This is a genomic window from Sphingobacterium sp. GW821-FHT03E03, from assembly GCF_059420745.1.
The window spans coordinates 1-11,216 of the sequence record NZ_JBWKUH010000025.1 but is presented as its reverse complement, the minus strand read 5'-3'; the positions used below and the strand labels follow the sequence as shown (position 1 = coordinate 11,216).

General features: G+C 38.5%; 12 protein-coding genes and 1 pseudogene. 2 read left to right on the top strand and 11 right to left on the bottom strand.

What is annotated here, in order from left to right; genetic code table 11:
• Positions 1-4: 4 nt before the first annotated feature.
• From traK to AC07UV_RS20635, 11 genes and pseudogenes are all read right to left on the bottom strand, one after another.
• Positions 5-628 (bottom strand): conjugative transposon protein TraK, encoded by a 624-nt coding sequence (gene traK / locus AC07UV_RS20685; RefSeq protein WP_495185120.1) that lies wholly within the window; start codon positions 626-628, stop codon positions 5-7.
• A 2-nt stretch (positions 629-630) separates the two neighbouring features.
• Positions 631-1,650: a conjugative transposon protein TraJ gene (gene traJ / locus AC07UV_RS20680; protein ID WP_495185119.1), complete on the bottom strand. Its 1,020-nt coding sequence runs from the start codon at positions 1,648-1,650 to the stop codon at positions 631-633.
• A gap of 15 nt (positions 1,651-1,665) precedes the next feature.
• The gene (locus AC07UV_RS20675) at positions 1,666-2,298 is read right to left on the bottom strand and encodes a DUF4141 domain-containing protein (RefSeq protein ID WP_495185118.1); all 633 of its coding nucleotides are present in this window, start codon (positions 2,296-2,298) and stop codon (positions 1,666-1,668) included.
• A gap of 31 nt (positions 2,299-2,329) precedes the next feature.
• Positions 2,330-4,898: pseudogene (locus tag AC07UV_RS20670) on the bottom strand (TraG family conjugative transposon ATPase).
• A gap of 8 nt (positions 4,899-4,906) precedes the next feature.
• Complete coding sequence (locus AC07UV_RS20665; protein ID WP_495185117.1) at positions 4,907-5,263, bottom strand: DUF4133 domain-containing protein; 357 nt, start codon at positions 5,261-5,263, stop codon at positions 4,907-4,909.
• 138 nt (positions 5,264-5,401) lie between these two features.
• Positions 5,402-5,710, bottom strand: a complete 309-nt coding sequence (locus tag AC07UV_RS20660; RefSeq protein WP_495185116.1) for a DUF4134 domain-containing protein — start codon at positions 5,708-5,710, stop codon at positions 5,402-5,404.
• A gap of 441 nt (positions 5,711-6,151) precedes the next feature.
• Positions 6,152-6,553 carry a hypothetical protein gene (locus AC07UV_RS20655; protein ID WP_495185115.1) on the bottom strand — a complete coding sequence of 134 codons (402 nt, stop codon included), beginning with the start codon at positions 6,551-6,553 and terminating at the stop codon, positions 6,152-6,154.
• A 61-nt stretch (positions 6,554-6,614) separates the two neighbouring features.
• On the bottom strand, positions 6,615-7,220 hold the full coding sequence (locus tag AC07UV_RS20650) for a hypothetical protein (RefSeq protein ID WP_495185114.1): 606 nt from the start codon (positions 7,218-7,220) through the stop codon (positions 6,615-6,617).
• A 4-nt stretch (positions 7,221-7,224) separates the two neighbouring features.
• Positions 7,225-7,521: a DUF3408 domain-containing protein gene (locus AC07UV_RS20645; protein ID WP_495185113.1), complete on the bottom strand. Its 297-nt coding sequence runs from the start codon at positions 7,519-7,521 to the stop codon at positions 7,225-7,227.
• A gap of 1 nt (position 7,522) precedes the next feature.
• Entirely contained in the window at positions 7,523-7,930 is a 408-nt protein-coding gene (locus AC07UV_RS20640) for a DUF3408 domain-containing protein (RefSeq protein ID WP_495185112.1), read from the bottom strand.
• A gap of 1 nt (position 7,931) precedes the next feature.
• On the bottom strand, positions 7,932-8,699 hold the full coding sequence (locus AC07UV_RS20635; protein WP_495185111.1) for a ParA family protein: 768 nt from the start codon (positions 8,697-8,699) through the stop codon (positions 7,932-7,934).
• 675 nt (positions 8,700-9,374) lie between these two features.
• Here AC07UV_RS20635 and mobA point away from each other — a divergent pair.
• Positions 9,375-9,815: a conjugal transfer protein MobA gene (gene mobA, locus AC07UV_RS20630; RefSeq protein WP_495185110.1), complete on the top strand. Its 441-nt coding sequence runs from the start codon at positions 9,375-9,377 to the stop codon at positions 9,813-9,815.
• Positions 9,812-11,095 (top strand): conjugal transfer protein MobB, encoded by a 1,284-nt coding sequence (mobB, locus tag AC07UV_RS20625; RefSeq protein WP_495185109.1) that lies wholly within the window; start codon positions 9,812-9,814, stop codon positions 11,093-11,095. The genes mobA and mobB overlap by 4 nt, the downstream gene beginning before the upstream one ends.
• Positions 11,096-11,216 lie beyond the last annotated feature (121 nt).

The window sequence follows — 11,216 nt, the reverse complement described above, 5'->3', positions numbered from 1 at the left end:
AATTTTAACGTTCAACGATTTCCTCATCTTTATTGGACAGAACTGAGAACTTCAAAATCTGAAAACCCTGTGGATTAGTGTCTGATCGCACGCTGTTAAGTAGATTGCACGAGGTGACAAGACTTCTTCGGGTAAGGTTGCTCGATCTGATGATAAATTGTTTAGCGTACGTCGTTACAGAATATGGATACGAATTAAAATCACAGATAACGCTGTCAACCTCAACACGCTGTTGCACATTTCCTGATATAATCCGATTGTAATATCCTTTTTCCGACAGATCCCGATAGTAATCAAATGCACTTTTGTCAGCTAGGTCAAATGCACGTTTCATATTGCTTTCGATGGCAGATTTATCGGGGGCAAGCGTAAAAAAAAGCTCATGAAATCTCCTGACATGCTCCCGTGCTTCGACAGGACGATTAATTTGCGCATCTTGAGATAAAGCTAACATAAGTGATTTCCCGTTATCCAACACATAGATCTTCTCCCGTTGTAGAGTGGCAAAGGAATAGGATTTCCACACCGCAAAAGCCACCACCCCAAAACACAGTATTGCAAAGACAATTGCATATAGCCTGATCTGCTTGAAGCTATTTTCAATGTTTCTTAACGTTTTGAATTCCATAATCAATTGCTTTTTTGTCCACCGCTTTTATTGTCCAAAAGTTCACCACCGATATTGCCCACTGCCGCGCCAGCAGCAGCAGCGCCAACATTTCCTGTTCGCATCGCAGCCTGGCTCACATTACGTGTAAAGTTTCCAGCTCCACCGGCCTGAATAATCCAACTTGTTACGGTTGGAATCGTAAAATAGCCCACGATTCCAATAATCATAAAAATCAGATAAACGCTGTTTTCCGGATCAGGAACAAATGAGGGATCACTTAAAAGTTCAATATCCCGCTGAACACTCATGGCATTGATTTTAGCAAGCATTGCGCTAAACAGATCAGCCACCGGAAGCCACAGATAAACACTGATATACCTGCTGAGCCACTGGGTGAGCGTACTCTGGAACCCATCCCATACGGATATCGCAAATGCAATAGGCCCCAATATGGAAAGTACAATCAAAAAGAATGTCCGAATGGTATCCACGACCAGCGCCGCAGCCTGAAAAAGAAGTTCCAATATTTCCCTTAGTTCTTTTTTTATTTCCTGTTTGATATTGTAAACGGCCTGATCACGGTACATACTGACCATTGTGGCAATATCTTCAAATGACCAGCCGAGATCATCGAGCTTTTTGTCAAATTCGTCGTCTGATACCAGATAGGCAGTGGCGGGATTTCTCAGCATTGCCTCTTTTTCCAGAACATCTTTTTGCTGCTGCAATGTATTCAGATCCAAGACCTGACCTTCCAACATCGAATGGGTTCCTTTAACGATTGGGCTCAATACCCCATTGATCGTCCCCAATACAATGGTCGGGAAGAACATGATACACATGCCTATGGCAAAAGGACGTAGCAAAGGAAAAACGTCAATAGGCTCCGCACGGCTTAAGGCTTGCCAAACTTTTAAAGCGACATAAAATAATGCTCCCAATCCCGCAACTCCTTTGGCTACCACCGCCATTGTTTCCGACAAAGGCATCATTTCATCGTAGAGACCCCGTAAGATCTCATGTAAATTATTGAATTCCATAACTTTGATAATTGGTTACCAATATTTTTGATTTGCTGAACCATAAAGGTCCATGACACGCTTGGTGTCATTCTGCTTTTTAGCACGGAGGATACTGACCGAAATATTTTTATTGGTATAATACCGTACAAGACTGTGGTATTCTTTCACCTCTTTATAGACTCGATCAATGATCTCCATTCGCTCTTTATCGTTAAGTGACAAGCTGGTAGATGTAACGATCTGCTTTAATTCCTTTAGGAGTTCCGTGCTCTCATTCAGAAGTGCCGCGTAACCATTTCCAATGGCAACAAGCTCTGCGGCAGAAAAATTCTTGTCATTAAGCATCCTACCGAAATTATTCACATACAGGTTGCTTACATCACCGACTAACAATACGGTCTGCTGCACCTTTCTTGCATCTTTGACCAGATTATTAATGGCCTTCAACTTATCGTAATACTCCTTTCCTTGCTCGTACACTTTTTTAACTTCGTTAAAGTTCTTCACAACATTGCTGACGGTTGAAGAAGTCTGCACAATCTCATTTGCAGAGTTCAGAATCCCTGAAGCCAGGTTGGTAGGATCTGTTACTACCCATTGCGCATTTGCTTTTTGTGATATGGCAATCGACAATACCATGAACACAGTCATTAATAGATTTTTCATTTTTCAAAATTTTTAAGATTGTCTAAATATTTTAATGGTCTCCGGCTGGTAACCCTTTAATCTTTTTTAGTGATATTTTCCGGATGGCGCCTTCCACATCTCCTCCCATCTCCCGAGCTAGTTCCATCACCTCCATTTTCTCGGATTCCTCAGTGGTGTAGGCTAAATACTCCTGTTCACTAACTTCTGTAGCGTAAACAGCTGAATGCGTTCCTCCCAAACCGATCCATACCTCCTTATATCTACGGTTTGAATCATTGTCCTGATTGATAGAAAGGATCTGTGATTTCTCCCGCTCTGTAAGTCCCAACATATTTTGGATATCGTCAAATTTGTTGGCATATTTTCTTTGGTCCAGCAGGATCTTGCAGTCACTGTTATTGATGATAGTTTCTTTAACTATGGGAGATTGTATTATATCATCCACTTCCTGCGTTACCACAATTGCTTCGCCAAAGAATTTTCTGACGGTTTTAAATAAATAGCGTATGTATTCGGCCATTCCTTCCTTGGCAATGGCCTTCCAAGCCTCCTCTATGAGGATCATCTTACGGATACCTTTCAACCGCCGCATCTTATTGATAAAGACCTCCATGATGATGATTGTAACCACAGGAAAAAGAATTTTGTGATCCTTTATTGCATCAATTTCAAAAACAATAAATCTCTTATTAAGCAAATCGAGCTCTTTCTCTGAGTTCAATAGGTAATCATATTCACCACCCTTATAATATGGTTCCAGAACATTTAAGAAATTGGCAAGATCAAAATCCTTTTCGCGTACTTCCTTATCCTGTAGCACCTTTTTATAATCTCCTTTGACATACTCATAAAATCCATTAAAGGAAGGTGTTTCATTACTGTTTTTAATCCTTTCGATGTATCCGGCGACCGCATTAGACAATGCAACTTCCTCACTTCGTTTTGGAGCTTCGTCATCGCGCTTCCATAAAGTGAGAATCAATGTCTTAATGCTTTCCCTTTTCTCTATATCAAAGACACCATCGTCAGTGTAGAAAGGATTAAATGATATCGGGTTCTCCTCGGTATAGGTGAAATAAACCCCATCTTTTCCTTTTGTCTTTCCTTTTATCAGTTCACATAATCCCTGATAAGAGTTACCTGTATCGACCAGAAGTACATGGGTACCCTGCTCGTAATATTGCCGGACCATATGGTTCGTAAAAAATGATTTTCCACTTCCTTTGATTTTGGGTGGGTTGGCGGGCCATTCAGTTAAGAATAGCCCGCCAACCCCCAGAAGGACCTAATATGAAACGGTTTCTGTTGCTTATGATCCCTTTTTTCATCGGAAGATCACTAATATCTAAGTGTATAGGCTTCCCAGTCAATCTATCGGCTAGTTTGATCCCAAACGGAGATAGTGAATCCTGATAGTTGGTTTCCTGTGTAAAAAAACACAGTGCCGGTTCTATAAAAGTGTAAAAGGATTCTTCGGCAGGAAAATCTCCGGCATTGCCTGGAATTCCTGCCCAGTATAAAGTAGCGGCGTCCACTGTATTATGACGGGGTTTACATTCCATCAGGGCAAGCGCACTTCCGACATCATTTTTCAGGTTGCGTAGCTCCTGGCGGTCTTCACTCCATGCGAAGACATTATAATGCGCCCTGATAGATGATGAACCGTGCGAGTGTGCTTCATTCAGATAACGCTCGATCCATTCCTTATTGATCTGGTTTGCCCGGCTATAACGTGCCAGCGAATGCATATTTCTGGCCGACTTCTCAAACTTTTTGAGGTTTTCAGAACTATTATCAATGAACAGATACTGGTTATAAATATGGTCACAGCTGAGCATCAGTCCCACAGGACTGGCAAAAGATAGCATGCAGTCACTGCGATCTGTTGAAAGCCTGTCGTAGCGATCACAGTCAGAAACAGTCCCGGGTAGATCATCTGTACTGGATAAGGTATGAAGTACCATCCTTTTGCTCCCGATCCTAAGTTCCTCTGCGCCCAGAGACATATCCTGCAGAACGGGATTGGTCTCACGGGACAGTGTAAAATATTGTTCAAGGATTCCGGTATTCTTTTCGCTTCCCAATATTTCGGATTCGTCAAGCTGATTCATAGTTATATGACCACTGTCGTTGATGATCCGCTGGAACTGGCTGACCGATTCCAGAAAACGTCGCATTCCTTCCTTGTCCTTTATTTCTTTGGGAACAAGATTACCCTTGCATAAGCTGCTAAAATTACTTTGGGACTGCATCCGTGCCTTTGTCGTTTTCGTCAGGAAAACATAACAGTAGTGGTTCAAAAACGGTCGCTCATTAAAGTGAAGCTGGAAAGAACGTGATAAGAAGCTATGTTCACTTCTTTCAAGATCCGGCTGGTATTGCTCCTTTAAATACCAGTCCTGCTTATGCACGATGCTATAATCGGGTAAAGTCTTGATCGCTTTACACCATGAAGAATGAATAGATTCGTACACATCCGTGCCTACCGTAAAAATTTCCGGTAGCATCACACGAAAACACACCGTAAGGTCCCCTTCTTTCGATATGATGCAATCGTTCTCGATAGCAAGAAGTGGAAAGCGGCTTTCTAAGGTTGTAGTTTTAGAGATATTTCTCATAATAGCGTCTAAGATTTGGAGTTAAAATTTTGGCTTTTCCCGCCTCTCACTGATGAATAATTAAGATAAGATTGGACAGGTTTACGGGTGATGATGTACCGCGGATGCTTTCTTTTTGCACCTAATTTCATTAGGCCATGTTCACCGTATTTGTTGTTCAGGCTGAAAGTTTTCCATACGATCAGAGATGCCGATATGCAGCCTACCGAAAGGCAGATATACATATTTACATCAGCCATGTACAGAACCATTACCAGGATAAGCACCACTAATAACCCTCCAGCAAATCCGAAAAGATATTGGGCTTTCAAGCCCTTAAATTCAACCGTACAACCGATACCTTTATTTATGTTCCAGGTTTTCATTTCAGTAGGATTTGAAGTTTAGAGTTCCCTGCATCACAGCAAGGCCAATCTTGGCTAGCTGTTGGTTTCCACCATTGTATGTGAGCGGAGTAACCATTTTACTTTTTGCCATAATTGAAAAGATTTAATAGGATTAGACTAAAGGAAAAATGATCGTAAGATGGTCGCAGCGACGATTAGGAATATACAAGCGCCAAACCAGCTCGCGGCTGTCTTTGAGGTATCGGGATCACCTGAACTAAATTTGTTGTACACTTTTACCCCTCCAATGAGCCCAACCACAGCACCTATCGCATAGATCAGCTTGGTTGCTGGATCAAAGTAACTTGTGACCATTTGTGTAGCTTCCTGAATACCTGCAGCACCATTACCCTGCGCGAATGCCTCATTACTGATAAAGGAAATCAACAGCAACCCTAGCAGAAATTTTTGTTTTGATTTTTTCATGTTTCATTACATTTTAAATTCGTAATACCCGTAGCTACGGGCTTGGAAACAAAGGTGTTGCAGATAGATATAGATTTTGGGGAGTGTTGTATCAGAGGTACTAAGTTTGCCGTTATTGTCCTAATTGCAGTTTGGAAAAAGACACAAAAAAAAGCCAGACTTTCTATGTCTGGCTTTTTTCTTAATTATTATGTTATATCTCTGGTCTTTTCCTTTTCTTAATATTTTGCTCAATTTTATGCTACGGATTCTCCGACAATTCCTTGGCGAAGCATTTCCTGGTCAACTATTATTTCAAAATCATTAAAAAAGAGCAGATTATTAGGATCATTTTTTTCGATTAATACTAATTTATCAATATCAAATTGAAATACTGTTTCACATATTTTGATTCCAGGTAACTTTCCTTACATGATCTGTTTTTTTAATATTATAATCTTTTCAAATCCCTCTCCTCTTTTTCTTGGCTGTTATTGGGAATTGTACCTCCTTATTTTCCAGCCTCTTAGACTTGACCGCAGAAAGGATCGTTCTTACCACTTCTTTTATAGTCACTGGAATAGAACTTGAATGATCATGCTGTAATTTTTTTTCCTTCGTTACTTCCGAAAGCCAATCAATGTAGCTTCTCGCATCTTCCATATTGACAGGTTCCATGCTCCTATAGCCTGAACTTTTTGAATCATCAAGTCCAATATAAAATCCATAATCAGGAAAATCCAACTTATCATAAACTATGATGACATTTTCAATTGATTTTTCTGTCACATTATTTATATGACTGGCTATAATCCGCCCTTTGTACTCTTCTATTATATAATCAGGATCATTCGTTGATATCATAGTTTTTTTTTAATAATTATCCATAATCAGTACATCAAGATAATATTGAACAAATTCATAATTAGGTAAAATCACTGATATCGAAATTGTCCAAGACATTATTCTGGTCCTCTTTTATAATGATATTATGCTTTTCCAATAATGATTTATCCATAAGTCTTGCGATCTTCTGTGAGGCCCCTTCGATAGACTGTTGCATCATACTAAAAAATTCAGTTCCTTCAATTTTTTGAATGATGTCAGCGGTTTCTTTTTCCTGAGCTATATCCAAAACGTCCTGTTGCAATAAGTTCCCAACCTTTGTCAACTCATTTAAAGAAACTGCCTGCCCAAAGCGATTATCATCAGGAGGGACATTGTCATCATGTTGCATGCTAGCATCTTCAGCTTCTAATTCTTCCTTCCGATTATTCTCAATATAATCAATAGATTTTCGTTCCGCATTATTGGCAACCAATTGTTCTACAAACTTTTTTCTGTTGGCTAACCAGACAGGTGTATTTTCCTCTTGAGGAACTGAAACCTTTCCTATGACATCGGGCAAAGTCTTCTCTTTCACCTCCTCTAACTTATGATAAGCTCCTATAATTTTTATTTTATCAACCAGCAATAGTATAATCACTACGATGAGGCAGATCAATATTACAACCTGTATTAAACCGTCCATAATCTTAAAAAAGGGGCCTTGATTTCTCGTTGAACTCTTTCACCAGCATTTCTTCAAATAGTGTAAAATGATGTCGCAATATATTGTCCAGCAATGCGTATAGGGGTATTCTATCCTCACCTACTACATTTGCAATTCTTGATAATCTAGTATGATGTTCGTTGCTAACATAGATACTTTTGTCACCACGCTTATCCAATACGGTATCTGACAGGAACAGCGATTCATAATTCACATTTCCATAAGTTACCTGCCGATGCAGTTTTACGGTAACTTCAACTTGATTTTTTTGCTTTTTCATCTTATAAAATGGGTTTAAATTTTTTATTAAAATATGCTGTAATCTCATCGCCAAATTCACGGAAATGATTTTCTAGTATATTGTCTAAATAGGAATACAGTGTTACTTTGTCCTCACGTGTCAACTGAACTATGCGCAGGAGCCGTTCGTGATATTCAGACCTTATATATACAACCTTTCCACTCCGCCCCGTCGGAAATCGGTTTACTAAAAACAACTCTTCGTAATCCATTTTTTTACCGGATCTTGCCCTGGATTTCTCAACTTTAGCCGTGGGATCTATAACTTTATCGGCGCTTTGCTCTGGATTTGCCGCTGGCAAAGGTTCATCGCCGCTCATGATGTTCATCAGGTACTCCTCATCTATGATGGGTTTCTCAAATTCTTTGCGATCTTTCTTTATTGCCATCTCAGATATGAATTATTTTTAAAAACTCTTTAACAAACTGATCCACACGCGTAGCTTTTAAAATCTGTAAGTCGGCAGGCAGCAGCGTAGATTTGAAAACATAGCTTCCTGTGTCATCAATTTCTTTACGGAACCGTTTACTGTCCATGATCCGCGTCTGCATGATACTTAGTGACAGCTCCTCTATAACACTTTGATAAACTTCGTAAAGACCTGTCTTTTCCCTGCCATCAACCTGATTCCAGAATAGGTATAAAGATTGCTCAATGGCATTTTTGTTCTGTGCAGGAAGTCTCATGAAAACCTCACTAAACGCCAATGTACTCTCAACAACCAGTCGGTCTGCGGTGATTGGCGAAAAAATGTAGTTCATACCCTTTAAAGCACCGATTACTCCCTGTGTATTGGCGGTCCCGGGGAGATCGAAAAAAATAATATCCGGCGCAACGGAGCTACTCTCACAGTAGTCAAAGGCCTTTTCGAGTGCGTTCTCCGCCTTACACTTTATGATCGGATAAGCTTTCTTATTGATCGTATGGAATTGTTTAACGGCCAGTCGTTTATGAAAATCGCTTTCCATAATGGTTCCCTTATCTCTTTCACGCATACCGATCAAACTATGCTGCGGAAAATCACAGTCAAGTACCAGGACATTATATCCAAGACGATAGTGTAATACGCTGGCAAGAAGAATGGTCATTGTAGATTTACCAACTCCACCTTTTTGTGCATAGATACTTACCTTTAAAGTTTTGTTCTTTTCTTCCATATTATATTATTTTATACTTTCTGAATTTTGAATATGTATGTAAGAGCAATTAACTCAGTTCACAGACATATTGTAAAATGTGCGCCTAACAGCTTTTCCTGGTTTGCAAAAAGCAGTACTCCAAGGCTGACATATTCTTAGTAAATCATTAATATTTCCTGCCGTTTAACACAGTGGTAAATAAACTTTTCATATTTTTGCCCATATACTTTACCTTTTTTAAGCTTTTATGCTTTTATAGTTTTATTCTTTTACATTTTTAAAACCTAAAATTTTTATGCTTTTGTAAATACCAGATTTGATAGCGGGTAAATAGCCAATAACTCCTACCCACATTCTTCCTACAAAGGAAAGTACCTTTCAAACTTTTTTTGTGAACGTTTCCATTCTTTCCTTCTTTTTCCTATCGTTTCCGAAAATCCTAGTGAATTCATTCTGAATTCCTCTTTCTTATAAAGAACTTACTATTCTGTTCCCAAGAACAGAGCAAGTTGTGTTTTGAGTGCCTCAAAACTCGTTTTGTGCCCCAAAACGACTTGCTCCTGCGGAGAGCTAGGTAATCCTCCGAAGTCGGATTTACCTTTATGCTATTTTATTGATGATATATGAATCTTTAGGAAAAACCAGGTTTTTAATGGCTAATCCACTCATCTGCTCTCGAAATTATTTTAGATTTTGAAAAAAGTTATGACTGCAATTCGTAGAGGAGGAAGAAATCCAAAAATAGATAAGGCTATACACCGTTATGTATTTCGTCTTACAGACACAGAAAATGCCAGATTTCTATCATTATTTGAACAATCCGGACTCGATAATAGGGCTAAATTTATCGTATCTCTACTATTTGAAAGAAAGATAAATTCAATTGTTGTTGACAAGGGAGCTGTTGATTACTGTACAAAGTTATCACAGTTTTTTGGGCAGTTTAGGGCCATTGGCGTAAACTATAATCAGGTCGTAAAAATATTGCATACGAATTTCGGAGATAAAAAAACAGTATTTTACATTGGAAAACTTGAAAAAAATACGATAGAACTGGCTGAGATCTGTCGCGAGATTCTAATTCTCAGCAAAAAATTTGAGACAGAATATTTGATAAAAAAAGAGACGATATGATTGCAAAAATCGGACGTGGATCAAAAATTTATGGTGCTTTAGTCTATAATCATACAAAAGTCCTACGGAATACCAGTCAAATTTTGCACCTTAATAACATGCTGGAAAGTCCGGATGGAAATTACACAACCCGACAACTCTTATTTTCATTTCTACCCAACCTCGTAGCTAACAAGAAAACAGAAAAAACCGCAATCCATATTTCACTTAATCCAGATCCTCATGACAATGTTTCAGATGAAGACTTTATTAAAATTGCTCATGAATATATGACAAAAATGGGTTATGGCGAGCAGCCATATGTCGTTTTCAAGCACAATGATATAGATAGAACTCACATTCATATTGTATCAACTTCTGTTGATAAAAATGGCATAAAAATATCTGATTCATTTGAAAAGAAAAGATCAATGGACATTTGCAGGGAACTTGAAAAAAAATATGGATTAATTCCCGCAAATGAAAAAATTCGTAATGAGGAGCACCTTTCTTTTTTGCCGATAGATCACAGTAAAGGCGATATAAAAAGTCAGATTGCTGCTATTGTTCGATATCTTCCCCAATACTATCAATTCCAGACCTTGGGAAGTTATAACGCACTGTTGTCACTTTTTAATGTTACCTCCGAGTATATCAAGAAAGAGTATAGAGGAGAACTTAAAGAAGGTTTGGTCTATTTTGCGATTGATGAAAATGGACAGAAAATAAGTAATCCATTTAAATCTTCCTTATTTGGTAAGCATGCAGGACTAAAAGAACTTAAATCGCATTTCGACAAAAGTAAAGCGACCAGTGCAGCAGCTAAATTACCGATAACAGAAATTATTCAGCAGGCAATGCAACTAAATTCCAACGAAAAGGACTTTAAAGACTATTTGATCCAGCAGGGCATTAATTCTGTGATAAGAAGAAATGAGCAAGACAGAATCTACGGTATTACCTTCATTGACCATAATACAAGAAATGTGTTTAATGGTTCCCAGCTCGGAAAGCAATTCTCTGCAAACACTTTTCAGGAATGGTTCTCTCATAACAAACAGGATTTCAAAGAAGTCATTGAAAACAAGACTCCTATTTCTGTTGGGAATTCTATCAAAACAATGCCCAACAGACTTACAGATGAAATTCATCCCATTTTTGATTTTATGATTGATACCGGACAGTTACTGGGAGGATTTGGATTTTTTGATACGCTATTACTTGACACATTGTCGGAAGATCCTGAAGAGCAAATCTTCGAATTTAACATGAAGAAAAAGAAGAGAAGAACAAAAAGATAGTTTTACTTCCAGAAGTTAGTATTTATCCTATAAAAAAGAGTGTGAACAGCTTGTAAATCAAGACATTTTTTTAGATTAAATAGTATGTATATAAACAACAACGAACTTTATTTAAACTTTT